Annotated in this window: 20 protein-coding genes; 8 read left to right on the top strand and 12 right to left on the bottom strand. The window is 69.0% G+C overall.

What is annotated here, in order from left to right; genetic code table 11:
* Positions 1-48: 48 nt before the first annotated feature.
* The 7 genes from DID96_RS00980 to DID96_RS00955 all read right to left on the bottom strand — a co-directional run bounded on the left by DID96_RS00980 (position 49) and on the right by DID96_RS00955 (position 7696).
* The gene (locus DID96_RS00980; protein WP_124597405.1) at positions 49-1632 is read right to left on the bottom strand and encodes a FadD3 family acyl-CoA ligase; all 1584 of its coding nucleotides are present in this window, start codon (positions 1630-1632) and stop codon (positions 49-51) included.
* A 47-nt stretch (positions 1633-1679) separates the two neighbouring features.
* A complete protein-coding gene (locus DID96_RS00975; protein WP_124597404.1) occupies positions 1680-2780 on the bottom strand; it encodes a ferredoxin--NADP reductase in 1101 nt (366 codons plus the stop codon).
* Between the two features lie 11 nt (positions 2781-2791).
* Positions 2792-2947, bottom strand: coding sequence for a hypothetical protein (locus DID96_RS38155; RefSeq protein ID WP_185732143.1), 156 nt, complete (start codon positions 2945-2947; stop codon positions 2792-2794).
* A gap of 34 nt (positions 2948-2981) precedes the next feature.
* On the bottom strand, positions 2982-3500 hold the full coding sequence (locus tag DID96_RS00970) for a flavin reductase family protein (protein WP_124597403.1): 519 nt from the start codon (positions 3498-3500) through the stop codon (positions 2982-2984).
* Positions 3497-5257, bottom strand: coding sequence for an FAD-dependent oxidoreductase (locus tag DID96_RS00965; RefSeq protein WP_124597402.1), 1761 nt, complete (start codon positions 5255-5257; stop codon positions 3497-3499). Before DID96_RS00965 ends, DID96_RS00970 begins: the two co-directional genes overlap by 4 nt.
* A gap of 10 nt (positions 5258-5267) precedes the next feature.
* A complete protein-coding gene (locus DID96_RS00960) occupies positions 5268-6461 on the bottom strand; it encodes a flavin-dependent monooxygenase (RefSeq protein ID WP_124597401.1) in 1194 nt (397 codons plus the stop codon).
* Positions 6462-6556: 95 nt separating this feature from the next.
* Positions 6557-7696 (bottom strand): LLM class flavin-dependent oxidoreductase, encoded by a 1140-nt coding sequence (locus DID96_RS00955; protein ID WP_124597400.1) that lies wholly within the window; start codon positions 7694-7696, stop codon positions 6557-6559.
* A 257-nt stretch (positions 7697-7953) separates the two neighbouring features.
* On the opposite strand from DID96_RS00955, the gene DID96_RS00950 reads away from it, so the two are divergent.
* Positions 7954-8304 carry a VOC family protein gene (locus DID96_RS00950; protein ID WP_124597399.1) on the top strand — a complete coding sequence of 117 codons (351 nt, stop codon included), beginning with the start codon at positions 7954-7956 and terminating at the stop codon, positions 8302-8304.
* 86 nt (positions 8305-8390) lie between these two features.
* Here DID96_RS00950 and DID96_RS00945 read toward each other — a convergent pair whose 3' ends face one another.
* On the bottom strand, positions 8391-9584 hold the full coding sequence (locus DID96_RS00945) for a helix-turn-helix transcriptional regulator (protein WP_124597398.1): 1194 nt from the start codon (positions 9582-9584) through the stop codon (positions 8391-8393).
* Between the two features lie 276 nt (positions 9585-9860).
* Here DID96_RS00945 and DID96_RS00940 point away from each other — a divergent pair, with 276 nt between their 5' ends.
* From DID96_RS00940 to DID96_RS00930, 3 genes are all read left to right on the top strand, one after another.
* On the top strand, positions 9861-10799 hold the full coding sequence (locus DID96_RS00940; RefSeq protein WP_124597397.1) for an alpha/beta hydrolase: 939 nt from the start codon (positions 9861-9863) through the stop codon (positions 10797-10799).
* Positions 10796-11920, top strand: coding sequence for a bifunctional 3,4-dihydroxy-2-butanone-4-phosphate synthase/GTP cyclohydrolase II (gene ribBA / locus DID96_RS00935; RefSeq protein WP_124597396.1), 1125 nt, complete (start codon positions 10796-10798; stop codon positions 11918-11920). Before DID96_RS00940 ends, ribBA begins: the two co-directional genes overlap by 4 nt.
* Before the next feature lie 385 nt (positions 11921-12305).
* Positions 12306-13541 (top strand): NADH:flavin oxidoreductase, encoded by a 1236-nt coding sequence (locus tag DID96_RS00930; RefSeq protein WP_124597395.1) that lies wholly within the window; start codon positions 12306-12308, stop codon positions 13539-13541.
* Positions 13542-13648: 107 nt separating this feature from the next.
* Here the strand turns inward: DID96_RS00930 and DID96_RS00925 are convergent, their stop codons facing one another.
* Positions 13649-14776, bottom strand: coding sequence for a 4-hydroxyphenylpyruvate dioxygenase family protein (locus tag DID96_RS00925; protein ID WP_124597394.1), 1128 nt, complete (start codon positions 14774-14776; stop codon positions 13649-13651).
* Between the two features lie 381 nt (positions 14777-15157).
* Here DID96_RS00925 and shiA point away from each other — a divergent pair, with 381 nt between their 5' ends.
* Together shiA and DID96_RS00915 are read left to right on the top strand one after the other, a co-directional pair.
* Positions 15158-16477, top strand: coding sequence for a shikimate transporter (gene shiA / locus DID96_RS00920; RefSeq protein ID WP_124597393.1), 1320 nt, complete (start codon positions 15158-15160; stop codon positions 16475-16477).
* Positions 16478-16814: 337 nt separating this feature from the next.
* The gene (locus tag DID96_RS00915) at positions 16815-18116 is read left to right on the top strand and encodes a UDP-N-acetylglucosamine 1-carboxyvinyltransferase (protein WP_124597392.1); all 1302 of its coding nucleotides are present in this window, start codon (positions 16815-16817) and stop codon (positions 18114-18116) included.
* 40 nt (positions 18117-18156) lie between these two features.
* Here DID96_RS00915 and DID96_RS00910 read toward each other — a convergent pair whose 3' ends face one another.
* A complete protein-coding gene (locus tag DID96_RS00910; protein WP_260463762.1) occupies positions 18157-18921 on the bottom strand; it encodes a hypothetical protein in 765 nt (254 codons plus the stop codon).
* A 154-nt stretch (positions 18922-19075) separates the two neighbouring features.
* On the opposite strand from DID96_RS00910, the gene DID96_RS00905 reads away from it, so the two are divergent.
* Together DID96_RS00905 and DID96_RS00900 are read left to right on the top strand one after the other, a co-directional pair.
* Positions 19076-19471 carry a DUF4440 domain-containing protein gene (locus tag DID96_RS00905; RefSeq protein ID WP_124597391.1) on the top strand — a complete coding sequence of 132 codons (396 nt, stop codon included), beginning with the start codon at positions 19076-19078 and terminating at the stop codon, positions 19469-19471.
* Positions 19472-19614: 143 nt separating this feature from the next.
* The gene (locus DID96_RS00900; RefSeq protein WP_124597390.1) at positions 19615-20385 is read left to right on the top strand and encodes an IclR family transcriptional regulator C-terminal domain-containing protein; all 771 of its coding nucleotides are present in this window, start codon (positions 19615-19617) and stop codon (positions 20383-20385) included.
* A gap of 29 nt (positions 20386-20414) precedes the next feature.
* On the opposite strand, the gene DID96_RS00895 is transcribed toward DID96_RS00900, so the two are convergent.
* Together DID96_RS00895 and DID96_RS00890 are read right to left on the bottom strand one after the other, a co-directional pair.
* Positions 20415-22715: a helicase C-terminal domain-containing protein gene (locus DID96_RS00895; protein WP_124597389.1), complete on the bottom strand. Its 2301-nt coding sequence runs from the start codon at positions 22713-22715 to the stop codon at positions 20415-20417.
* A complete protein-coding gene (locus DID96_RS00890; protein ID WP_124597388.1) occupies positions 22712-24451 on the bottom strand; it encodes a VRR-NUC domain-containing protein in 1740 nt (579 codons plus the stop codon). Before DID96_RS00890 ends, DID96_RS00895 begins: the two co-directional genes overlap by 4 nt.
* Between the last annotated feature and the right edge of the window lie 223 nt (positions 24452-24674).

The following is a 24674-nucleotide window of genomic DNA, read 5'->3' as shown; positions in this document are numbered from 1 at the left end:
CATCGCCCCCCATCGCGCCGCACCCCGGCGCATCCACCGCACGCGGCGTCACCCCACCGCATCGGACGTCGCCCGCAACTGATACTTGAGCACCTTCCCGGCCGCGCTCGTCGGCAGCCGGTCGACGAACGAATAATGGCGCGGCACCTTGTAATTGGCCATGTTGTGCCGCGCCCAGTCGTTCAGTTCGTCCGCGTCGAGCCGCATGCCGGGCCGCAGCACCACGTAAGCGTGCCCGACCTCGCCGAGCCGCGGGTCCGGCACGCCGATCAGCGCGACCTGCGCGATCGCCGGATGCGCGCCGAACAGCCGCTCGATCTCCGCCGGATAGCAGTTGAAGCCGCCGACGATGAACATGTCCTTGATCCGGTCGGTGATCTTCAGGTTGCCGTTCGCGTCGACGCAGCCGAGATCGCCGGTATGCAGCCAGCCGTCAGCGTCGACCGCGTCGCGCGTCGCGTCGGGCTGGTTGAAGTAGCCGCGCATCACGTTGTAGCCGCGCACCCAGATCTCGCCCGTCTCGTCCGGCCCGAGCGCGACGCCGCCCGGCCCGGCAATGCGGACCTCGACGTCGCGCATCGGCCGGCCGGACGTCGACGCGACCGTCTGCGCATCGTCGCCGTGCCGGCACAACGTCGCAAAGCCGCACGACTCGGTGAGCCCGTAACCGGTCAGCACGGTCTCGAAACCGAGTTCCGCGCGCATCCGTTCGATCAGGCTCGGCGCGATCGCCGCCGCACCGGTCACCGCGATCCGCAGCGACGACAGGTCGCGCGTGCCGCGTTCCGGTGCATCGAGCAGCGCGTAGTACAGCGTCGGCGGCCCGGGCAGCACCGACACGCGCTCGTCGGCGACGCGGCGCAGCACGTCGTTGGGCTGGAACACGAGATGCGGCAGCACCGTCGCGCCGCTCGACAGCGCGGCGAGCCAGCCGGCCTTGTAGCCGAACGTATGGAAGAACGGGTTCACGATCAGATAGCGGTCGTCCTCGCGCACGCCCGTGATGCGCGCCCAGTCCTGCGCGGCACGCAGGTTCTGGCCGTGCACGGTCATCACGCCTTTCGGACGGCCCGTGGTGCCGGACGTGAACATCAGGTCCATCACGGTGTCGGGCGTCACGCCCGCCTCCCGCGCGCGGACCGCATCGAGCGGAACCTGTGCGGCGCGCGCGGCAAAAGCGTTCCAGGTCTCGTCATGCGGGCCGCTGGGCGGTTCGCCGTCGAACACGACGATGCGTTCGAGCGTCGCCGGCCGGTGCGGCCCGAGCATCGCCGGATACGAATCGCCGAGGAACGTGCCGCAGCAGAACAGCAGGCGCGCGCCGCTGTCGTGCAGGATGCCGCCGACCTCCATCCCCTTCATCCGCGTGTTGACCGGCACGAGCACCGCGCCGGCCGTGTGGATCGCGAGCGCGGCGACGATCCACAGCGGCAGGTTCGGCGCCCAGATCGCGACCCGGTCGCCTGGCTCGATGCCGCTCGCGAGCAGCGCGCGCGCCGCTTCGAGCCGCGCCGCGTCGAGCTCCGCATAGGTGAGCCGGCCCTGCTCCGATTCGATTGCCGGGTGCGCGCCGTGGCGCGCGGCGGCCCGCGCGATCAGCGCGGGGGTGGTCAAGGTTTGGTTGTCCGTCATTGTCGTGGTCGCAAGGAATGCCGCCCGCGCACGTGGCGCTGCGCGGCTCAATCGGGAAATACGACCCGCAGCGCATCGCTCGCGGGTTTCGCGCAGCACGCGAGCGTCCAGCCCGCCGCGAGTTCGTCCTCGTCGAGCACGTGGTTGCCGTCGAGCGCGACCTCGCCGCATTCGATCCGGCACATGCACGCGCCGCATTGCCCCATCCGGCACGAGTTCGGCGCCGATACCCCCGCGCGCAGCATCGCGTCGAGCAGCGTTTCGCCCGGCTGGCTGTCGAACGCGAACGACGCGCCGTCGAGCACGGTCTCGATCGCAGCGGCACACGTGCCGTCACCGATGCGGTCGCCGATACCGATGCCGGCGAAGCTGCCATCGGCCGCCGCGTCGTCCGGCTTCGCGTTCGCCGTGTTCCCTGCGTTCGTCGCGTTCGTCGCGTCCGGCAGCGACGCGAAACGCTCGACGTGCACGCGCGACCTCGGCAGCCCGAGCCCGAGCATCGCGGCGAGCGCGTTCTCCATGAACAGCGCGGGCCCGCAGATGAACGTCTCCTGCTGGCTGAACGGCCGCGCGAGCTCCTCCAGGTGCCGCTGCTGCGGCACGCCCTGCACGCTGTCGAGCCAGTGGACCACGCGCAATCGGCCCGGATGGCGCTGTGCGAGCTGCTGCAGCTCGTCGCGGAAGATCACCGAGCGTTCATCGCGGTTCGCGTAGATCAGCGTCAGCATCCCGCGCCCGTGCACGAGCGCGGATTTCAGGATCGACAGCACGGGCGTGACGCCGCTGCCGCCCGCAAACAGCAGCAGGTCGGCGTCGAGCGTGCGCGGCGTGAAGACGCCGGCGGGCGGTAGCACGTCGAGCGCGTCGCCCGCGCGCACGCGGTCGCACAGCCAGTTCGACGCACGGCCGTCGCGCACGCGCTTGACGGTGATCTTCGGCGCGGCATCGATGCCCGGCGCGCTCGACAGCGAATAGCAGCGCGCGGCCACGGTGTCGCCGCACGGCACGTTCAGCGTCAGGAACTGCCCGGGCCGGTACGCGAATGCGTCGCGCAGCGCGGCCGGCACGTCGAACACGAACGAGCAGGCGTCGTCGCTTTCGGCGATCACGGCGGCAACGGTCAGCCGGTGGAAGCGCGAATCGTCCATGACAAGGCTCCTCAGGCGACGCCCGTGATGAGTTGACCGGGGTGACCGAGTCGACCGTTGGCGATCCGGTATTCGCTGCCGTTGACGAAGCGCGCGGCGGTTGCCGTGCCGACGCCGCTCGCCGCGCCCGTGACGATCGCGATCCTGCCGTTCAATCTGTCTGCCATGTTTCGTGTCTTCCGTGTCGGTGAAACGCGGGGCTCACGCGGCCGCGCGGCTCGCGGGCGCGCCAGGTGTCGTGTACGCGCCGTCGAGGTAAACGAGCGGATCGACATCGCCGCTCATCAGCACCTCCTTGATGCGCCCGATGAATACCGTATGCGTGCCGTATTCGAAGCGGCCGTCCTGCTCGCAGACGAGGCTCGCCTGCGAGTCGTGCAGATACGGCACGCCGAGCGCGGACGTCTTCCAGTCGCCGGTCGTGAAGCGCGCTTCGCCCTTCAGGCGGCCGCTGCAGTCGATCGCGATGCCTTCGTGCCGTGCGGACAGCACGTTCACGCAAAACGCCGCGCCCACGTCGAGCGGCGGGTACAGCGACGCGCTGCGGTTGATGCAGATCAGCAGCGACGGCGGCTCGGTCGACAGCGAATCGACCGCGGTCGCGGACATCGAGTAGCGGCGGCCGCCATGCATGCTGCTGATGACCGTGACCGAGCGCGCGAGGCGGCGCATCGCGAGCAGCATGTCCGTGCGCAGCGGATGGGTGGTGAGATCGGTCATGGTCTGACTCCGTCAAGTTCTGTCGTGGATGGCCGGCCGGTCCGGCCGGTGGCGTCGGCCGCCTGCGCGGCCAGGTGGTCGGCGGCGATGAAGCCGAAGGTCATCGCCGGACCAAGCGTCGAGCCCGCGCCCGGATAGCTCGCGCCCATCACCGATGCGCTCGTGTTGCCGATCGCGTAGAGGCCGTCGATCACGGCGCCGTCGTCGCGCAGCACGCGGGCCAGCGCGTCGGTGACGAGCCCGCCCTTCGTGCCGATGTCGCCCGCGTCGATCCGCACCGCATAGAACGGCGCCTCGTCGATCGGCGCGAGGCACGGGTTCGGCTTGACCTGCGGATCGCCGTAGTAGGTATCGAACAGGTTGTCGCCCTTGCCGAATGCCTCGTCGACGCCGGTCGCCGCGTAGCGCGCGATGTCGCGCAGCGTGTCGCGCAGGCCGGCCGCATCGACGCCGATCCGCGCGGCGAGCGCATCGACCGTGTCGGCCTTCACGAGCACGTCGCGTAGCGCGTCGGGAATCCTCGCATCGGGCATCATCGATGCCGGCATGATCGGCCCGCACGGATACTTGCGGCGAAACCGCGCGTCGAACACGATCCAGGCCGGCACGTTCGCGCCGGTGCGCGCGTGGTCGCGGTACATCGCCGGCACGAATTCCGAATACGGCGCGGCTTCGTTGACGAAACGCCTGCCCAGTCGGTTGACGATCACGCAGCCCGGCAGGTTGCGTTCGACGAACAGCGCGCGCTGCTTCTCCTCGCCCGTCACGCCGACCGTCGGCGCACCCCACACGTGTTCCATCAGCGCGAGCGCGCCGCCGAGCCGATGGCCTTCGGCGATCGCGTCGCCGGTGTTTCCCGGCGGCGTCGCGCTCCACTGCGCGCGGGTCGGCTGCAGCAGGTAACGTTCGCGCATCGGCTGGTTGCGCTCGAAGCCGCCCGCGGCGAGGATCACGCCGCGCCGCGCGGCGATCGTCACCGGCTGGCCCGCGCGCAGCGCGCGCACGCCGGTCACGCGGCCGTCGACGTCGAGCAGGTCGCGCATCGGCGTGTCGAGCCAGACCGGCACGTGGCGATCGAGCAAGGCGCGGCGCAGCCCGCCGACGAGCGCGTTGCCGAGCGTCAGGCGCCGGTCGCGGCGCGTGTGCCGGCGCATCCGCAGATCGAGCCAGTAGCGGCCGAACTGCGCGAGCGCGAGCTTCACGAAGCCCGGGCCGCGCGACAGCAGCGTGTGCGCTTCCTTCGACGTAACCGCGACGCGGCCGCCGATCAGCGTGCCGGGCGACGGCGGGCGCAGCCGCTCGAACTCGTCGCCGAGCAGCGCGCCGTCAAACGCCAGCGGATCGAGCGCACGGTAGCCGGGCATCGCGCCCGGCAGCTTCTGGAAATAGTCCGCGTACTTCGGCAGCGCCTGGTAACGCACCGGCGTCTTCGCTTCGAGGTAGCGCAGCATCTCCGGTGCGCGGTCGAGATACGCGTCGAGCTTGTCGGCGGGCGTGGCTCCTGCCGTGCATGCGTCGAGATAGCTGCGCGCCGCGTCGCGCGTGTCGGTCGCGCCGAGCTCGCCGATGTGGTGATTGCACGGCACCCAGATTCCGCCGCCCGACACGGCCGACGTGCCGCCGTACAACCCGGTCTTCTCGATCACGACGACCGAGAGGCCTCGGTCCGCCGCACGGCAGGCCGCGAGCAGGCCGCCCGCGCCCGAGCCGACGACGACGACGTCGAATACGTATTGCTGCGCTTGCGCGTCGTTCATCGCCGCCTCGTCAGATGAAGAAGTCCGTGTTGTCGCGGCCGAGCATCACCGCGCCGAGGTTCTGGCCGAAGCGGTCGACGTTGTTCGCGTAGTGCGCGCGCGCCGCATGCAGGTCGAGGAAGCGCCGCACCAGCGGATTGCGGTGATAGATGCCGTTGCCGCCCGCGTAGCGCAGCAGCGCGTTGGCCGCCTGCGCGCAGCGCTCGGCGACCTGCGCCGACTGGTAGCGGAAATGCACGCGCCGCTCGATCGACACGGCCGGGCCGCCGTTCGCGGCCGCCATCAGCTCGGCGAAGTTGCGCCGGAGCAGCATGCGCATCTCGTCGATCGCGACCGCCGCGTTCGCGCACGCGCCCTGCGCACCCGGATCGTCGGTGGTCTTCGTGCCGCTGTTCGTGGATACGCGCGTCGCCGCATACGACGTGAAATCGTCGAGCGCGCCCTGCAGCGCGCCGATGCACGACGTGCACACCGCGCGCACGAAGATCTGCGCGAACGGCAGCCTGAACAGCGGCGCGTCGTTGATCGCGAGGCCCGGGCTCGTGCCCATCATCCCGTCGACGGCCTTGTGCGTGCGGTACGCGGGCACGAACACGTCGTCGACGACGATGTCGTGGCTGCCCGTCGCGCGCAGGCCGAGCACGTCCCAGTCACGCTCGATCCGGTAATCGTGCTTCGGCAGCAGGAAGGTCCGGTATTCGGGCGGCTCGCCCGCCTTCGCCGGCGGCACCAGCGCGCCGAGGAACACCCAGTCGCACAGTTCGCTGCCGCTCGAGAACTTCCAGTGGCCGGACAGCCGGAAGCCGCCGTCGACCGGCGTCACGCGGCCGACCGGCATGTAGGTCGATGCGATCAGCGTCGCCGGATCGTCGCCCCACACGTCCTGCTGCGCCTGTTCGTCGAACAGCGCGAGCTGCCAGTTGTGCACGCCGACGACGCCGTACACCCACGCCGTCGACATGCAGCCACGCGCGAGCGCCATCTGGATGTCGAAGAAAGTCTGCGGATCGAGTTCGTAGCCGCCGTAGCGTTTCGGCTGCAGCACCTTGAAGAAGCCGGCGGCCTGCAGTTCGGCGACCGTCTCGGCCGGAATGCGGCCCTGCGCCTCTGCCTGCGCGGCCCGCCCGGCGAGCGCCGGGGCCAGTTCCTCCGCCCGCGCGATCAGCGTGGCGGCCAGGGCGTTGGAATCGTTATCGCGATGCACGGATGTCTCCTGTCGTTGCGATCGATGGTGTTCGCGGGGCGCGTGCGCCGCATCGTCCGAAAGGACGACCGGCGCGACCCCGCGCGTCACGCGCGTCACGCGTACTTGCGCTGCACTTCGCGGTTGAAGAACGGAATCACGTGCTCGCCGATGTTGCGGATCGTCTCCATCTGCGCGTCGTGCGGCACCGTCCCCATCTGGCAAAGGAACAGCACTTCGTCGACGCCGGCTTCCTGCAGGCGGCCAACGTAGCCGATGCAGTCGTCCACCGTGCCGTACGCGTGGTTCGGGTTCATCATCGCGAGCGCCGGATCGGCGAAATCGACCACCACCTCCTCCGACGCGAAGCGCGAGCGGATCACCATTTCGCCGCTATCGGCCTGCACGAGGTCGTCGCCCCACTTCGACGGGTCCGGACGCTCGCCGCCCGTGTACCAGTACGCGAGCGATTCCATGAAGTAGCGCTGGCCGCGGATGCCGATCTTGCGGGCCTGCTGGCCGTCGGCGAGCACGACCGTCGGGCACAGCGCGGCGAGGTGCTGGGTCGGGCGGAAGCCGACCTGGTCTTCCGGCTTGCGGGTCGCCCACGCGTCGCGGTAGATCGCGTTCTTCTTCGCGACTTCGTCCGGGCCGCCGAAGCCGAGCACGAGCGCACCCATCCCGCGCTGCCCCGCGCGCAGCAGCGCGTCGGTGTTCGTGCACGCGAGATACATCGGCGGGTGCGGATCCTGGAACGGCTTCGGATGGATCGGTCGCTTCGGAATCTTGATGTACGTGCCGTCGTGCTCGATTTCGTCCTGCACGAACATCTTCGGCACGAGGTACATCGATTCGTCGATCATCGGCTGCAGCTTGTCGAGCTCGTAGCCGAACGCGCCCGCCTCCTGCTGGCTGCCGCCCTTGCCGACGCCGAAATGCACGCGGCCGCCCGACAGGATGTCGAGCAGCGCGACGCGCTCCGCAACCTTGATCGGATGGTTCATCGCCGGCGGCAGGCAGACGACGCCGTGGCCCAGGCCGATGCGCGTCGTGCGGCCGGCGAGGTACGCGAGGAACGTCTCAGGCGCGCTCATGTGCGCATAGTTGGTCAGCGACGTGTGCTCGACGCACCAGACCGTGTCGAAGCCGACCTGCTCGGCGAGCAGCGCCTGTTCGACCGTCTCCTGGAACACGCGGTGGTCGCCTTCGCGCGACGCGTCGGTGGTCTGGGCTTCGTAGATGAGGGAAAACTTCATTGCGTGCGTCTCCATGGATGTTGGACGGGTCGGGGTCGCGCAGGCCATCTGCGGCACGCAGACGGATAGCGACGGTCCACGGATGGGAGTGTCGGCGCGCGCGCGGACGCGGACATCGTCTGTTTGGAGTAACGGGGCGCGTTCGCGGACAGAGGGGTTTCACCGTCATCCGATCGGACTGCGTGCGACCGCCCGGGGTCGCGCTAGGATCGTCCGGCGGCGGCGTGCACGCCGCGTCACGACAAGGGAGACAACGGATGAAGGTTTCTATGCTGCTGTATCCGGTCGACGACATCGACACGGCATTGCCGCTGTTCGTCGACGGCCTGGGCCTGAACGTGAAGTTCCGCGATGGCGACCGCTATTGCGCGCTAGACGGCGGCCCGCTGACCATCGCGCTGGTTGCGGGCGACGAGCAGATCGTCGAGCGCGCGGCGCTGACGCTGCGGGTTGATGAGGATGACGATCTGTATGCGGCGATGGCGCGCGTCGTCAAGGCGGGCGCGTCGGTGCGGGTGCCCGTGCAGGCGGGGCCGCACGAGTTTCGCGCGGTGCTCGAAGATCGCAACGGCGCGCTGCTCGTGATTTCGCAGAAACGGGCAGCTTGAATGTCGGACCCGAGCGCCGGACCTGCGCTCGCGTGAGCGGTCCGTCGGGCGGGCCGTCGCGCTCCGTCGCTGCCCGCCCGTCCCCGTCAACCGAGCGGCACCACGCTGCCGAGCAGGATTCGCACGAGCGTCGCCTGGCGGGTCACGCCCGTCTTCGAGAAGATCGCGCGCAGGTGCGTGCGCGCCGTGTTCTTGCTGATCCCCGATTCCTCGGCGGCTTCCTCGAGCGTCATCCCGTTCGTCAGCAGCAGCGCGAGCGACGTTTCGGCCGGCGTCAGGTCGAACAGCTTGCGGATGATCTCCTGCGCGCCCTGCGGCTTGCGGTCCGGATCGCGCACCAGCAGCGCGACGGCCGGCCGCCGCTTGTTGTCTTCCGACCAGTCCGACAGCAGGATCGTGCGCACCAGCAGCCCGAGGCGCGGCTTGTCGAAGCTGCGGGTGACCGGCATCGCCTCGACGATCGCGGACGCGGTGCCGTGATGGCCCATCACCGCATGGCGGATCAGCCGCTGCAGCGTGCGGTTCTCCTGCGCATCGGTCGCCTCGATCGTGCCGCGCGCGACGCACAGGCCGTTACCCTGCTTGAGGATCTCGTCGGCGACGCCGTTCATGTCGATGATCGCGCCCTTTTCGTCGAGCGTGATCATCCCGACCTGCATCCGGTTCACGGCGTTCGCGTAGATCGACCGTTCGACTTCGGCCGTGTCAAGCCGCGAATGCAGTTCGACCGCGCGCTTCAGGTGCGGCAGCAGCAGTCCGCAGATCGCCTTGTCGCGCGCTGAAAACGGTTTCGACGCGTGCTTGCGGCACACGCGGAACCGGCACTCGACGCCGGACGGCGTGCGCAGGTCCGCGCCGAGGATGTGGCGCACGTCCGACGGTTTCAGGAACTGCTTGTAGAACTCGCTCGACAGCCAGCCCGTTTCGCCGAACACCTCGTCAGCCGTCACGACGCGATCGGCCGGCAGGCCGATGAACGGGTCGAGCGAATAGTAGTACGAATTGTACGAAGCCTCGCCGTCGCCGGGCACCACCGGGCCGAACTCCGACGCATGCACCGACAGCGGTGCGCGGCGGTCGCTCGCGGCCGCGCGCAGGATCAGCGTCACGTAGTTCGCGTCGAGCCAGCGCCGCACCAGCTCGAGCGCGCCCGCCCACGGCGGCGTCTCGAGCGGCCCCTGGTAAATCCGCGCCATCAGCTCGCTGAACTCCGCGACGCTGAGGCCGGCCTCCTCCTCCATCGTTGACTGGCTCTCTTGCGGAGCCCATCTTGTCTCCATCAGCACGCTCCATCCTCCATGCGATTCGTTCAATCCGATTCAGCCGCGCCGCCAAGATTAAGACGCGTCTTGATCGGCGTCATCGGGAGATTTACTGAAGACGGAGCTTTCGCTATCTGGACGACCGAACCATCGTCCAATCGGATGATGTGACGCGCAGGCCGCTGCGCTGGAATGGCCGTCAGGCCGCGCCGGCAAGCATCCGGCGCGCTCTCAGGGAAACCGCGATGCGGGTATACCTGATTCGATCCGCACCCGATTCAGACAGGAGTTCCGATGCCGCTCGACCCCCAGGCGCAGGCGTTGCTGGCCGCGTTCGCCCAGGCCCCCGCGATCGATTTCGATCAACTGACCGTTCCCGCCTACCGCGCGAGTCTCGCGGCGGGCGGCGCCTTTGCTCCCGGCGACGCGATCGCCGCCGAGGAGGACTGGCGCATTCCCGCATCGGGCCACGTGTTGCCCGCGCGGCTCTATCGTCCGCACGCCGACGGCCCGTTGCCGCTGACCGTGTTTTTCCACGGCGGCGGCTTCGTGTCGTGCGGCCTCGAATCGCACGCGAACCTGTGCCGCAGCCTCGCGCAGCGCGCACGCACGCTCGTGCTGTCGGTCGACTACCGGCTCGCGCCCGAGGCGCGCTTTCCGGCGGCTGCACACGACGCGTGCGACGCGGTGCGCTGGGCGGCCGCGAGCGCACGCGATCTCGGCGCACTCGACGGCGCACTCGCGGTGGCGGGCGACAGCGCGGGCGGCAATCTTGCTGCCGTCGCCGCGCTGCAGCTGCGCGGCTCGGGCATCCGGATCACGCATCAGCTGCTGCTGTATCCCGTCGTCGATTGCGCGACCGAGCATCCGTCATACGAATCGCTCGGCAACGGCTACTTCCTCACCGCGGACATGATGCGCTGGTTCAAGCGCCACTATTTCGGCGACGATGCGGACCGCGCATCGCCGCTCGCGAGCCCGCTTGCCGCGCGCGATCTCGCCGGCGTGCCGCCCGCGACGATCGTCAGCGCCGAATTCGATCCGCTGCGCGACGAAGCCGAAGCGTATGCGGCGCGCGTCGCACAGGCCGGCACGCCGGTCACGCTCGTGCGCTGGCCCGGCCAGCTGCATGGCTTCGCGAGCATGCTCGGCGCGGTCGACGCCGCCGATCGCGCACTGACGTTCGCGGCCGACGCGTTGCGCCGTGCGTTCGCAGCACCGGAGGCGCGATGACGCTCGCGAGCACCCGGGAGATCGTCGACGAACTGCGCGCGGGCCGCATGGTGTTGCTCGTCGACGAAGAGGATCGCGAGAACGAGGGTGACCTCGTGATCGCGGCCGACCACGTGACGCCCGACGCGATCAACTTCATGGCGCGTTTCGGGCGCGGCCTGATCTGCCTGACGCTGACCGCCGAACGCTGCGCGCAGCTCCGGCTGGCACCGATGGCCGATCACAACGGCACGCCGTTCGGCACCGCGTTCACGGTGAGCATCGAGGCGGCCGACGGCGTGACGACCGGCATCTCGGCCGCCGACCGCGCGCATACGATCCGCACCGCCGTGCGCGCCGGCGCGCGGCCCGACGATCTCGTGCAGCCCGGCCACGTGTTCCCGATCGCCGCGCGGCCGGGCGGCGTGCTCGTCCGCGCGGGGCACACCGAGGCCGGCTGCGACCTCGCGGCGCTCGCGGGCCTCACGCCGGCCGCGGTGATCTGCGAAGTGATGAACGACAACGGCACGATGGCTCGGCTGCCCGAGCTGCAGGCGTTCGCCGCGCATCACGGGCTGAAGATCGGCACGATCGCCGACCTGATCCACTACCGGCGCGAACACGAGTCGCTCGTCGAACGTGTCGGCGAGCGACCGCTGCATACGCCGTGGGGACGGTTTCGCGCGATCGAGTATCGCGACACCGTGCACGGCGCGCCGCATCTCGCGCTCGTGCGCGGCGAGCCCGATCCGGCGGCGCCCGTGCTGACGCGCGTGCACGAATGCCATTCGCTGCTCGACCTGCTCGATGCCGAGCCGTCCGCGCATTCGTGGCCGTTGCACGCGGCGTTGCAGCGGATCGACGCGGCCGGCTGCGGGGTCGCGGTGCTGCTCGATTGCGACCTGCGCAGCGACCACGCGCGCGCGCCGGCGGGCGGCGGACGCCGCGACGGGCGCGCGACCGGCATCGGCTCGCAGATCCTGCGCGAACTCGGCGTGCGACGGCTGAACGTGCTGTCGAGCCCGTTCCGGCTGCCCGCGCTGTCGGGGCACGATCTGGAGATCATGGCGTTCATCCCGCTCGGCGACGACGATCCGGAAACGGCGCGGCTCGCGCCGGGGCTCGGGCGGCGGGCCGCGTGAGCCCACGGGAGCCCGGTGACGGGGCAGCCGATTCCCGCAAGCCGGCCCGGCTGGCGGCGCGTCCGCACGTGCGCCGCGCCTCTTCCGGGCCGCCACGCGGCCTGTCCGTTACACGACCGTCTGCTTCCGTCCGAACGGGCTGCAAATACAACCTATCGGTTGTAGTGACGAAATACAGTCGATGAGTTGTATCGCTCCGTCCATATGTCGCAGAGCGTCGTTCAGCTTGCCAACCGGAGTCCGTCGCTGCCGCACGGCTCATGCCCGGGGACGGCAACGTCCTTCTGGCCGGAATTCAGCACAGGCCCTCATCCGCCCGGACGATGCGCGCGCCCGCCAGCGCCGCACAATGCATCGCGTGTCCGATCCTTTCCCTCGCCCCGACATGGCATCCGCCGACCTTTCCACCGCCTTCAGCCCGCTGCGCGTCGGTCCGCTGACGCTGCGCAATCGTATGATCAAATCCGCGACCAACGAAGGGATGACGCCGAACGGCGTACCGTCGCGCGCGCTCGTGCGATTTCACGAACGCACTGCCGAAGGCGGCGCGGCGCTCACGACCGTCGCCTATTGCGCGGTCAGCCCCGACGGCAGGACGTTCGTCGACCAGGCGCAGCTCGACGCGCCATCCATCCGGCATTTCCGCGCGCTGACCGACGCTGTCCATCGCCACAGTGCGGCGGCATCCGCGCAGATCACGCACGGCGGCTGCTTCACGTTCCTGCCTGTGCTGTCGACGCGGCGGCCGCTCAGCGCGTCGGGCGGCTTCAACAAGGTCGGCGTGATGAGCGGCCGGTTCCTGAAGCAGGCGATGACGCGCGACCAGATGACGGCCGTCGCGGCCGAGTTCGCGCAGGCCGCCCGCCACGCGCGCGATGCGGGTTTCGACGCGGTCGAGATCCACATGGGTCACGGCTACCTGCTGAGCCAGTTCCTGTCGCCGCTCTACAACCGCCGCCGCGACGCGTACGGCGGCGATGCGGCGCGGCGCGCGGCATTTCCGGTCGAGGTGCTGCGGCGCGTGCTCGACGCGGTGGGCCGGGATCTCGCGGTGATCTGCAAGATCGGCGTGACCGAAGGCGTGCGCGGCGGCGGCACGGCAGACGATGCGTGCGAGGTCGCGCGCCGGCTCGAAGCCGAGGGCGCGCACCTGCTGGTGCTGAGCGGCGGGATGAACGTCGAATCGGTATGGCAGCTGTTCGGCAGCCCGCTGCCCGGTGACGCGCGCGCGAATGCCGACAACGCGATCGTGCGCACCGCGATGGCGCTGCAGAAGCTCACCGAGCCGAAGCTGGGCGCGTTCCGCGAACTGTACTTTCTCGAGCATTCGCGCAAGGTCCGTGCGGCGGTCCGGATGCCGCTCGCGTATCTCGGCGGCGTGCGCTCGCGCGACAACGTCGCCCGCGCGCTGCACGACGGCTTCGATGCGGTGGCGATGGCGCGCGCGCTCATGTTCGAGCCGGACTTCGTAAACCGGCTGCGCGACGGCCGCAGCGAGCGGTCGGGCTGCACGTCGTGCAATCGCTGTGTCGTGTCGATGTATACGCCCGGTGGCACGTCGTGCGCACTGCAGCAGCCGAACGATCCGGAGCCGAACCGGCTGCCGGCCGCGGACGGCTGAACGCCGGGCGACGCACGTGGCGTCGCGCCAGCCTGCCGACAGCGGACGGCCGATGGACGACGCGCGGCCCGCTCGCGCAGGCGCGAATTCCATCCGCCGGCGTCCCGTCAGCCGGCGTCGCGCGCCCGCGCGAGTGCGGCGAGGTTCCCTTCGCCGAACCCGTGATGCCCGTGCCGCTGGACGATCTCAAAGAAGATCTCGCCGGGCCGCCGCTTGACGAAGGTCTGGAAGAACAGCCGCGGCGGACCGTCGCCGTCCGTCTCGCCGTCGACCAGCACCGCGCGCCGGCGCAGTGCGTCGAGGTCGAGGCCATGGCCCGGCAGCCGCGCGTCGACCTCGTCGTAGTAGCGCTCAGGCGGCTCGATGAACTCGACGCCGTTCTCGCGCAGCGCATCGACGCTTGCCAGGATGTCGTCGGTCGCGAGCGCGACGTGCTGGACGCCCTCGCCCGGATGGTCGGGCAGGTACGCGTGCATCAGCTCGGTGCGCCGCGTGCCCTCCTCGTACACGGGAATCCGCACCGCGCCGCACGGCGACACCATCACGCGCGACTCTTCCGATACGTGCCAGTGCGCGTCGATTTGATGGATTTCGCGGAAATACAGCAGGTCGCGATAGAAATCCAGCCATTCCTGCATGCGCCCGGCGCCGACCGTCTGTGTGAAATGGTCGACCTGCTGCAGCCCGACGCCCTCGAATTCGAGATCGGTATGTGCGGTGGCGACGTCGATCGGCCGGAAGTCGACGTCGAAGATCGAGATGTCGCCGACGCCGCCGCGCTGGCCGCCGCGCCCCCGCCAGCGGTCGACGAAATACAGGTGCGAATCGCCGATGCCCTGGATCGCCGGAATCCGCAGCTCGCCGACGCCGAGCCGTTCGCCCTCGAACGCCCACGCGCCGAGCTCGATCGCGCGTTCGAATGCGCGCCGCGCATTCCCGACCCGCAGGCCGATCGCGCAGACGCCCATCCCGTACTCTTCCGCATAGCGCGCGGCGAACGAATCCGGCTCCGCGTTGATCAGGAAGTTCATCTGGCCTTGCCGGTACAGCGTGACGGCCTTGCTGACATGCCGCGCGATCGCCTTGAAGCCGAGCTGCTCGAAGCGTTGCGCGAGCGCGTCCGGCACCGGCGCCGCGAACTCGACGAATTCGAGGCCGGCCATCCCGAGCGGGTTGGCGGCCGGATCGTCGACAGGCGGCGTGTCGCTGGACAGGGGGGGATGATTGCCGAGCATTCCAGTCTCCGGGGACAAGCAGGTCGATGACAGTGCGCCGGTGCCGCGTCGCGGCCCGGCCGCGCGGCCGGCGAACAACCTGCCCGCGCCGCGCTACGTTTTTCAATGGTGCAGATTTTAACCAAATCGTTCATGCCGGCACACCTCGGCCGAACGGACAGTCCCGGATACGAGCCCGCCGCGCGGACCGCCCGGCTTGGTGCAAACCCGCAAAGCGTTCGATCAGCGCACGGATTTGAACGATAATCGCGCACTTTTGCCAATCAGCCAATTGCCGCGATGCGGCGCACGCCCTATTCTCCGTTCACCCAACGCCTTCAATGCAGCATCGGACGCGGCACTGCCACGATTCCATGATGCGCCGTGCCAGGAGACATCGCCATGCCCCCCACCGCTTTTGACACCCTCGACACCCTCGACACCGCCGGCATCGCTCGCACGAAAAGCCAGGCCCGCAAGGCCGCGATCGGCAGCTTCGTCGGCGCGGTAGTCGACTGGTACGACTTCCTGCTGTACGGAATCGTCGCCGCGCTCGTGTTCAATTCCGCGTTCTTCCCGCAAGTCAGCGCGACGATGGGCACGCTGGCCGCGTTCGCGACGTTCGGCGTCGGCTTCCTGTTCCGGCCGCTCGGCGGCGTCGTGTTCGGCCACTACGGCGACCGGCTCGGCCGCAAGCGGATGCTCGTGCTGACCGTGATGCTGATGGGACTGTCGACCGTCGCGATCGGCCTGCTGCCGACCTACGCGACGATCGGCTGGTGGGCGCCCGTGCTGCTCGTCGCGATGCGCGCGCTGCAGGGCTTTGCGGTCGGCGGCGAATGGGGCGGCGCGGCGCTGATGGCCGTTGAAAGCGCGCCGCAGAAGAAAAAGGCGTTCTACAGCAGCGGCGTGCAGGTCGGCTATGGCGTCGGGCTCGTGTTCGCGACCGGCATCGTGTCGATCCTGAACCACACGCTCGGCGAAGCCGCGTTCAAGTCGTGGGCCTGGCGCCTGCCGTTCGTGTTCAGCATCGTGCTGGTGCTGATCGGCCTGTGGGTGCGCAAGAGCATGGACGAGTCGCAGGAGTTCGTCGAGAAGGTCGAGCACTCGAACCGCAAGCTGCGCCTGCCGGTACTCGAAGCGCTGACGCGCCATCCGAAGGCGTTCCTGCTGATCGTCGCACTGCGCCTCGCCGAGCTGTTCACGATGTACATCGTCACCGCGTTCGCGCTCAGCTACTCGACGACCAACCTCGGCATGTCGCGCGACCTGTTCCTGAACATCGGCCTGCTGGTCGGCGCGGTGAGCTGCGTGACGATCCCGTGCTTCGCGTGGCTCGCCGACCGCTTCGGCCTGCGCCGGATCTACCTGGTCGGCGCGCTGATCGGCCTCGCGTCCGCGGTGCCGTTCTTCCTCGCGCTCGAAGCGCGTTCGATCGCGTGGATCGTGATCTTCTCGATCCTGCTCGCGAATGCCGCGCACGACATGGTCGTGAGCGTCCAGCAGCCGCTCTTCACCGAACTGTTCGGCGCCGAATACCGATACAGCGGCGCGGGTGTCGGCTACCAGTTCGCGAGCGTGGTCGGCGGCGGCTTCACGCCGTTCATCGCGGTCGCGCTCGTCAACTTCGGCGGCGGTTCGTGGCATCTCGTTGCGGGCTACCTCGCGGCCGGCTGCCTGATCTCGCTCGTCGTCGCCGCGCGGATGCGGGCCGCGCACTGATCGCCCGCTGCCCGTGCATGACCAGCGGCCGGTAACGGCGGTCATGGACGAACGAGCCGGCCCGGTCGCCCGTACCGCGGGCATGATCGGCCGGCCATGCCCCTCTCCCGTTTCCGCCGCGCCCGCCTGCAGCCCGCGCCGACGAGCCAACACGCCGCTCGCCGCTCGCCGCTCGCCGCTCGCCGCTCGCCGCTCGCCGCCAAAATAACATCGAAGCGACGTCAAACACTGTCAAACCGCGTCCCGATCTCCCCACATCGCACCATCACTTTCCACCGGCATGCCCGACCGATGGCATCATATGGGCCTACGTCAGTCACCGATACGCCCCCATATCATGTCGAATCTCATCGTCCACGGCGGCAACCCGCTGCGCGGCGACATTACACCGTCCGCCAACAAGAATGCCGTCCTGCCGATCCTGTGCGCCACCCTGCTGACCGACCAGCCGCTGCGGCTCGTCGGCGTGCCGGACATCACCGACGTGCGCAAGATCCTCGACATCTTCCGCACGCTCGGCAGCGACGTGTCGATCGATTTCGCGACCGGCATCCTCGAGCTCCATCACCGCAACACCACGTTCGACCCGGCCGTGCATCGGCTGCCCGAGGCGATGCGCTCGTCGATCATGCTGATCCCGCCGCTGCTTGCGCGCTTCGGCGTCGCCCGTCTCGAGAACGACGTGAAGGGCTGCACGCTCGGCGTGCGCGAGATCGACCCGCACGTCGAGGTGTTCGAGCGTTTCGGCGCGCATATCGAGCGCACGCCCGACTCGCTGATCGTGCGCTCCGATGGTCCGCTGAAGGCGAACGACCACTGGCTCGACTACGCGTCCGTGACGACCACCGAGAATTTCGCGCTGTGCGCGACCGCCGCGGCGGGCACGTCGACGCTGATGAACGCCGCGTCCGAGCCTCACGTGCAGGAGTTTTCGCAGTTCCTCGCGATGCTCGGCGTCGAGATCCATGGCATCGGCACGTCGCGGCTCTGCGTGACCGGCGGCGCCCGGCTCGGCGGCGGCGAATTCCGCTTCGCGGAGGACTTCCACGAAATCGCGACGTTCCTTGCGCTCGGCGCGATCACCGGCGGCGACATCGTCGTGCGCAACTCGTCGCCCGAGCATTTCCCGCTGATCGACCGCACGTTCGCGAAATTCGGCGTGCACGTCACGCACCGCGACGGCTGGTCGCGCGCCGAGCGCGACGGCCCGCTGCGCGTGCGCCGGCCGTTCACGCAAAACATCCTGACCAAGGTCGAAGCCGCGCCGTGGCCGTACCTGCCGGTCGACCTGCTGCCGATCTTCATCGCGCTCGGCGTGCAAGCGGAAGGCAGTGCGATGTTCTGGAACAAGGTTTACGACGGCGCGCTCGGCTGGTCGGGCGAGCTGTCGAAGTTCGGTGCGCACGTGCTGCTGTCCGACCCGCACCGGCTGATCACGTTCGGCGGGCTGAAGCTGACGCCGGCGCGCGTCGAGAGCCCGTACATCATCCGCGTCGCGATCGCGCTGCTGATGGTGGCCGCAAGCATCGAGGGGCGCTCGGAAATCATGAACGCACTGCCGATCCGCCGCGCGCATCCGCATTTCGTCGAGAACCTGCGTTCGGTCGGCGCGAACGTCGAGTGGACGAGCAGCGAGTGATGTCGTGCTGGCAGTGGCGCCGGTCAATCCACCCCCGGCGTCACTCTCCTTCCCCACATTCGACGTCGCCCGCGCCCATGTGGTCGAAACCGTAGAGCATCACTGCGGTCATGCCACGCGCCGGGTTGCTCGGACGCTGCCCCTGACTGCCGTCGAGCGGGCCTGACGGATACTGGACGCTCGTGTCCATCAGGTTCTCGCGCTGCGCCTGCAATTCCGCCTCGGTGAGCTTGCTGCCTTCCGCGCGCGGCAGCCCGAACGCGTTGCGCACCTCGGCTTCGTTCCACGTTCCCTTCAGCGTGACGGTCACCATCTGCAGGTCGCCATGCTCCCAGTCGAGTTCGACTTTCGTGGCGAGCGGATGCACGCTGGCCGCAAGTCGATCGGGGAACGCCGGGCCTTCATAGTAGGAACCGGTGTTCTTGCATGCGTCGCCGGTGTTCTTGTAATGCTTCAACGCGCAATTGAAGCGTTTGTCGCGATAGCCAAGCGTCGTTTCGAGGTAGCAGCCGAATTTCGGCGCGGACATGCGAGGCCAGGCCCGCACGTCGATTGCCGGTCGCGACAATGTCGTGCCGGCCGCCGGGTTCGCCACTGCAAGCAGTGGTGCGGCCGCAACGAGCACGGCCAAAGCAGATTCACGGAATTTCATTTTTATTTCCGGCAATACGGGCGCGCGGCCCCAATGCATCGCTGCAGGAGCCAATCGATGTCGTCGAGCAGGCAGCCAGCGACGCTCGATCTCGTTAGCCGCCCGCCGGAGCGATTCGCATGATGCAAACGGCGCTGCGAAAAAGAAAATCAAACTCGTCCTATTGCTCAAGCGCGCCGCGCCGAGGATTCTAGCGTGTCTTCCTCCCATTCGAAACACGACGCCCGCGTCTGAAAATTCAAATCGGAAAATGCGTCGAATTCCAATTCGGCGAGATCTTCCGATTCGACGGGGTCCATAAGAACGCATGAAAGCAAAATTCGATCTGATGCAAATGCGCGATGTCTGGATTGATGCGTACATCGATGGCGACATCGAACTGATGAACTACGTGGAAAGCCCGCAATTCTTCGTGAAGCACGGCGGCGCGATGACCACGAAACAACAGCGAGTCGCCCGGATGCGAGCGCATGCGGCCGAGCAGGCTTTGCGCATGTCGGGCGTGAGATACGAGGACGAAACCCGGCACGTCTCCGAACAGGGAGAATGGGCGACCGTATCGGGCATCGGCGTGATGCGAAAGAGCGAAATGATCCGTGCGCGCTACACGTTTCTCGAGTTGTGGGTGATCAACGACGGGCGTTGGCAAATTGCCGCGCTGTGCTACGAGCATATGGAAATCGACCGCGAGCACGATTCCTGATCGAGCCTGACACTGGATGCCGAAGTGATCGGGCGACCGAACCTTGCAACCGCCCCGCTCCACGAACCTCCCATCCCGTCCGATTCGCGCGATAATCGCCCACTCCCGCGCGAACACCGCGCCACCCCGACGATCCTGCCCAGATGAAAAAGGCCGAACTCGACAAGCGCGACTGGATAGCCGGCCTCGAAAAAGGCCTGATGATCCTCGAGGCGTTCGACAGCCAGCACGCGCGCATGACGCCGACCCAGGCCGCCGCGCGCACGGGTCTCACGCGCACCGCCGCGCGGCGCTACCTGCTGACGCTCGAATCGCTCGGCTACGTGTACACGGACGGCAAGCTGTACGGCCTCACGCCGCGCGTGCTGCGGGTCGGCTGGTCGTATTTCGACTCGGCGCGCCTGCCGCGCACCGTCCAGCCGTACCTGCAACAACTGAGCGCGACGCTGAACGAATCCGCGTACGTGAGCGTGCTCGACGAATGGGAACTGGTGTTCATCGCGCGCAACGGCGTGTCGCGCGTGATGACGACGGGCTTCGTGCTCGGCGCGCGCGTGCCGGCGCCGCTGACCTCGCCGGGCGTCGTGCTGCTCGCGCACCAGCCGGACCGCAACGCGGTCCGCACATGGCTCGACGGCGCGGAACTGCCGCCGTTCACCCCGCATACGATCACCAACAAGGCCCGCCTGCTCGAACAGATCGACCGGGCCCGCGACGACGGGTTCGCGGCGATCGAGCAGCAATTGCAGGTCGGCGTGCGCGGGATCGCGGTGCCGCTGAAGAACCGCCACGGCGAAGTCGTCGCTGCGCTGAGTACCAACATGCCGATCGGCACCGAAACGACCGACGCCGCCGTGCGACGCGTGCTGCCGCATCTGCAGGAAACGGCGCTCGCGATGCTGAACGTGCTCTGAACGCGGCGCGGCGGGAACGCTTATCGCATTCAGCCGATCCGCCACCAGCGCGGCAGCAGCGCACGCACTTCGCGGCGGCGATAGCGGTCGTCGATCAGGTGCACGACGCCCTCGTCTGCCTCGGTGCGAATCACGCGCCCGGCCGCCTGCACGACCTTCTGCAATCCCGGATACAGGTAGATGTAGTCGTAGCCGTTGCCGAAGCGCGCGTCCATTGCACGCCGCATCTGCTCGTTCACGTCGTTCACCTGTGGCAGCCCGAGCGTCGCGATGAACGCGCCGATCAGCCGCTCGCCGGCCAGGTCGACCCCTTCCGAAAACGCCCCGCCGAGCACCGCAAAACCAACGCCACGCCCGCCCGCATCGAAACGCGCGAGGAACGCGTCGCGCTCGGCCTCGGCCATGCCGGGCGCCTGCGCCCAGACGGGCACGTCCGGGTGACGTGCCTGCATCAGCGCGACGACGCGCTGCAGGTAATCGAAACTGCTCAGGAAGCTCAGGTAATTGCCGGGCCGCTCCGCGTACTGCGCGGCGATCAGGTCGGCGATCGGCGCGAGCGACCGGTCGCGGTCGCGCCAGCGCGTCGATACGTGGCCCGCGACCCGCACGCTGAGCTGCTCCGCGCGGAACGGCCCGTCGACGTCGAGCCAGCCCGTGTCTTCGGGCAGCCCGAGCGTGTCGCGATAGAAACGAAACGGGCTCAGCGTCCCCGAAAACAGCACGGTTGCGCGCGCGGCCGCATAGCGCGGCGCGAGAAACCCGGCCGGGATCACGTTGCGCACGCAGAGCGTCGATTGAGTACGGCGCCTGCGGCCGGCCGGAGCGACGCCGTCGAGCGCCGGCTGCCGAGGCAGCGGCTCGCCGTGCAGCGTCACGTCGAAGATCGACGCGTCGTCGAACGCATCCGCGAGCGCGCCGAACTGGATAGCGTCGAAATGAAACCGCAGCAACGCGTCGCCGTTCGCGCGCGGCGCATCGGCCAGGTGCTCGCCGATCGCGGACACGAGGTTCTGCACGGCCGACACGAGCGAACCGGGAATATCCGGATAGGCGGCATAGCGCGTCTCCTGCGCGCGGCTCAACGCACCCCAGGCGCGACCGAGCCGCTCGAACGCCTTGCGCAGCGCCGCCGGCGCCGCGTCGCGCGCGGCCGCGAAATCGAACGGGTCGAGCGCCGCGCTGTACATCTTGCGCGCCCGGTCGAGCAGGTTGTGCGCCTCGTCGACGAGCACGCCGATCCGCCACTGGTTCTGCTGCGCGAGCGCATGCAGCAGCGCGCTGCCGTCGTAGTAGTAGTTGTAGTCGCCGATCACCATGTCGGACCAGCGCGCGAGTTCCTGCGTGAGGTAGTACGGACAGATGTCGTGCGCGAGCGCCGCCGCGCGCACCGTGTCGCGGTCGAGCCGGCCTTTGTCGATCGCCGCGTCGCGGGCCGCGGGGAGCCGGTCGTAGAAACCGCGCGCAAGCGGGCACGATTCGCCGTGACACGCGTTGTCCGGGTGCTCGCACGCCTTGTCGCGCGCGACGAGTTCGAGCACGCGCAGCGGCAGCGCCGGCGTGCCCGCGCCGAGCGTCGTCGCCGCGTCGAGCGCGAGCGCGCGGCCGGGCGTCTTCGCGGTCAGGAAAAAGATGCGGTCGAGCTCGCCTTCGCCGCATGCCTTCAGCAGCGGGAACACGGTGCCAAGCGTCTTGCCGATGCCGGTCGGCGCCTGGGCGAGCAGGCAGCGTTCGTCGCGCGCGGTCCGATACACGGCAACCGCCAGCTCGCGCTGCCCGCTGCGGAACTGCCCGTGCGGAAACTGCAGCGCGCGCAGCGCCGCGTCGCGCGCATCGCGATGCGCGGTTTCGCGTTCGGCCCAGCCGACGAAGCACGCGCATTGCTCGGCGAAGAATGCCGCGAGCGCGCTCGCCGGCAGCGTTTCCTCGAGCACGGTCTCGCGCTCGGACACGATTTCGAAGTACACGAGCGCGACCGTGATCTCCGCGAGCCCGCGCGTCTCGCACAGCAGATGCGCATACACCTTCGCCTGCGCCCAATGCAGCGCGCGGTGGTTCGCGGGCATCGCGTCGAGGTCGCCACGGTAGGTCTTGATTTCCTCGAGCCGGTTCGACACGGGATCGTAGCCGTCCGCGCGGCCGCGCACGGTGAGCATGCCCCACGTGCCCGCCAGCGCAATCTCGGTTTCATAACGCGAGCCGCGCCGCGACGTCACGGTGCCGTGTCCGGCGATCCCCTCGAGCGCGGTCGGCGCGGGCGTGAAGCGCAGGTCGAGATCGCCGCGCCGCGCGGTGAACTCGCACATCGCCCGCACTGCGACGACATAGCTCATGCGGACAGCCCCGCCGCGTCCGCGTGTGCGGCGGCTTCGCCCGCCCATTCGACGTCGACGACCCGCACGGGCATCCCGTGCGCGATGCAGTAGTCGAGCCAGCGGGTCTGGTTGTCCTGCAGCCGGTCGCCGGGCCCTTTCACCTCGATCAGTTCGTAGCGCCGTTCGCCAGGCCAGAACCGGACGAGATCGGGGAGCCCCGAGCGATTGCTGCGAATGTCCGCGACGAGGCGCGCGAACCAGAGGCGCAGATGCTCGGGCGGCAGGCAGGCGAGCGCTTCGTCGAGCAGTTCCGTGCTCAGCACGCCCCAGAACACGAACGGCGATTGCACGCCCGTCTTCGTCGCGTAATGGCGCCTGATCGTGTCGCGATACGCGCCCGAATCGAGCTGCGCGAAACACGCGGCGAACGCGTCCGCGCGGCGCGCGGCGAAATCGGGCGCATGCAGGTCAGCCGGGCCGCGCTGGAACGGATGGAAGAACGCGCCCGGCACGGCCGCGAACACGGGTTCCCAGCACAGCAGGCCGAACAGCGAGTTGATCAGCGTGTTCTCGACGTAATGGACCGGCGCGCCGGGTTGCGCGAGATGATCGCGCACCGCGAATTCGACGCTCTCGAACGCGTCAGGCCGCACGAGCACGAGCGTTTCACGCGGCACGTCCGGCGCGGCAGCCGCCCGGTCGACCGCGCGGCCGAGGCGGCGCTGCAGCCGCGGCAGCAGCCGTTCGACGCGCTGCCGTTCCTCGTCGCTTTCGAACGCGCCGCGCGCATCGAGTGCCAGCGTGAGCGCATCGTCGTCGCGGCCACAGCGCTCGAGCACGCGGATCCGCCGGTGACGGCTGCCGGGCCACGCGCTGCGCGCATACGCATCGAGAGCGAGCGGCCACGCGTGGCGGCGCTCGCACGCCTGGCCGAGCGTGAACAGCAGCTTCGCTCGGCGCGTCGTGAGCCACGGCTGCGCACATTCGACCGTATCGATCAGATCGAGGAGCGGGTCGAACGGCGCTTCGTCGGGCCACGCATCGAGCGCGGCGCGGCACGCATGCAGCGCGAGATACGTATCGACGTCGTCGCGCTGCTGGAACGCGCGTGAGGACGGCGCAAACGGCACGCTTTCGTACTGGAACACGCCGAGATCGGCGAGCACGAATTCGCTCCAGTCCTGATGGAGGTTGCCGAAGAACATCAGCCGCAGCCGGTCGCACAGCGCGCCGACCGTCACGCGCAGCACGCGGTCGCCGGTTGACGGATGGCCGGACCCGGGATGGCCGCCCCGCGGATCGCCGCCTCCCACCAACCACCGATCGAACGGCTGCGCGGCATCGTGCGCGGGCCGCAGCAGGTCGAGCCATTCGGTCTTGCGCGCCCCCGCATGCGCGCCGAGCGCGGGGAACATCTGCAGCAGCTCGGTCTTGGTGGACAGCGCGAACACTTCGTCGAGCGTCAGCGGCGGCGCCGGATCGACCCAGCCGAGCGCGACGAGCGGCGCGGCCGCGTCGAGCGGACAGCCGATTTCGTCGTAGCGGAGCTTGCTCGCGCGGAAGTCCGGCCCGTTGCGCATCAGCATTCGCACGAGCAGCGCGCGCGACGCCTGCGGCAGCGACGCAAAGGCCTGCAGGAATGCCCGTTCGCTGTCGTCGAGCACGTCGTCGTAGCGCTCGCCGAGCCAGGCGAGCGCACGCTCGAAGTTGGTCAGGTAGTAGAACGCCAGAGGCGGCGGCGAAGCGGGTGTCACGGAGATTGGTCACTGTACGTTTGTACAGGTGCGAATCATAACAAATGTGACGCCGGGAACGATGGCCAGCAGGCGTCGGGCTGCCCGTTCGCGTACGCGCGACGCATCGCGCCGTTGCGATCCGCGGTTGCGGGCCCTGTTCGCCCGCGCGCACAATTGAAGACGTCAGACCGCGCGTCGGGCCCGCCGCCGCACTGTCCGCACCGCCCGCACTGCCTGCGCA

This window comes from Burkholderia sp. Bp8963 (genome assembly GCF_003854275.1).
GTDB lineage: Bacteria > Pseudomonadota > Gammaproteobacteria > Burkholderiales > Burkholderiaceae > Burkholderia.
Note: the sequence above shows the minus strand (reverse complement) of the source record. Positions and strands in the feature narration are given on the sequence as shown.

Excerpts from the sequence above, each read along its gene's own strand:
- ribBA (WP_124597396.1), top strand. The coding sequence starts at position 10,796 with ATGACGCTCGCGAGCACCCGGGAGATCGTCGACGAACTGCGCGCGGGC.
- DID96_RS00945 (WP_124597398.1), bottom strand. The coding sequence starts at position 9,584 with ATGGAGACAAGATGGGCTCCGCAAGAGAGCCAGTCAACGATGGAGGAG.
- DID96_RS00915 (WP_124597392.1), top strand. The coding sequence starts at position 16,815 with ATGTCGAATCTCATCGTCCACGGCGGCAACCCGCTGCGCGGCGACATT.
- DID96_RS00905 (WP_124597391.1), top strand. The coding sequence starts at position 19,076 with ATGAAAGCAAAATTCGATCTGATGCAAATGCGCGATGTCTGGATTGAT.
- DID96_RS00955 (WP_124597400.1), bottom strand. The coding sequence starts at position 7,696 with ATGAAGTTTTCCCTCATCTACGAAGCCCAGACCACCGACGCGTCGCGC.
- DID96_RS00950 (WP_124597399.1), top strand. The coding sequence starts at position 7,954 with ATGAAGGTTTCTATGCTGCTGTATCCGGTCGACGACATCGACACGGCA.
- DID96_RS00940 (WP_124597397.1), top strand. The coding sequence starts at position 9,861 with ATGCCGCTCGACCCCCAGGCGCAGGCGTTGCTGGCCGCGTTCGCCCAG.
- DID96_RS00970 (WP_124597403.1), bottom strand. The coding sequence starts at position 3,500 with ATGACCGATCTCACCACCCATCCGCTGCGCACGGACATGCTGCTCGCG.
- DID96_RS00975 (WP_124597404.1), bottom strand. The coding sequence starts at position 2,780 with ATGGACGATTCGCGCTTCCACCGGCTGACCGTTGCCGCCGTGATCGCC.
- DID96_RS00980 (WP_124597405.1), bottom strand. The coding sequence starts at position 1,632 with ATGACGGACAACCAAACCTTGACCACCCCCGCGCTGATCGCGCGGGCC.
- DID96_RS00895 (WP_124597389.1), bottom strand. The coding sequence starts at position 22,715 with ATGAGCTATGTCGTCGCAGTGCGGGCGATGTGCGAGTTCACCGCGCGG.
- DID96_RS38155 (WP_185732143.1), bottom strand. The coding sequence starts at position 2,947 with ATGGCAGACAGATTGAACGGCAGGATCGCGATCGTCACGGGCGCGGCG.
- DID96_RS00930 (WP_124597395.1), top strand. The coding sequence starts at position 12,306 with ATGGCATCCGCCGACCTTTCCACCGCCTTCAGCCCGCTGCGCGTCGGT.
- DID96_RS00900 (WP_124597390.1), top strand. The coding sequence starts at position 19,615 with ATGAAAAAGGCCGAACTCGACAAGCGCGACTGGATAGCCGGCCTCGAA.
- DID96_RS00925 (WP_124597394.1), bottom strand. The coding sequence starts at position 14,776 with ATGCTCGGCAATCATCCCCCCCTGTCCAGCGACACGCCGCCTGTCGAC.
- shiA (WP_124597393.1), top strand. The coding sequence starts at position 15,158 with ATGCCCCCCACCGCTTTTGACACCCTCGACACCCTCGACACCGCCGGC.
- DID96_RS00965 (WP_124597402.1), bottom strand. The coding sequence starts at position 5,257 with ATGAACGACGCGCAAGCGCAGCAATACGTATTCGACGTCGTCGTCGTC.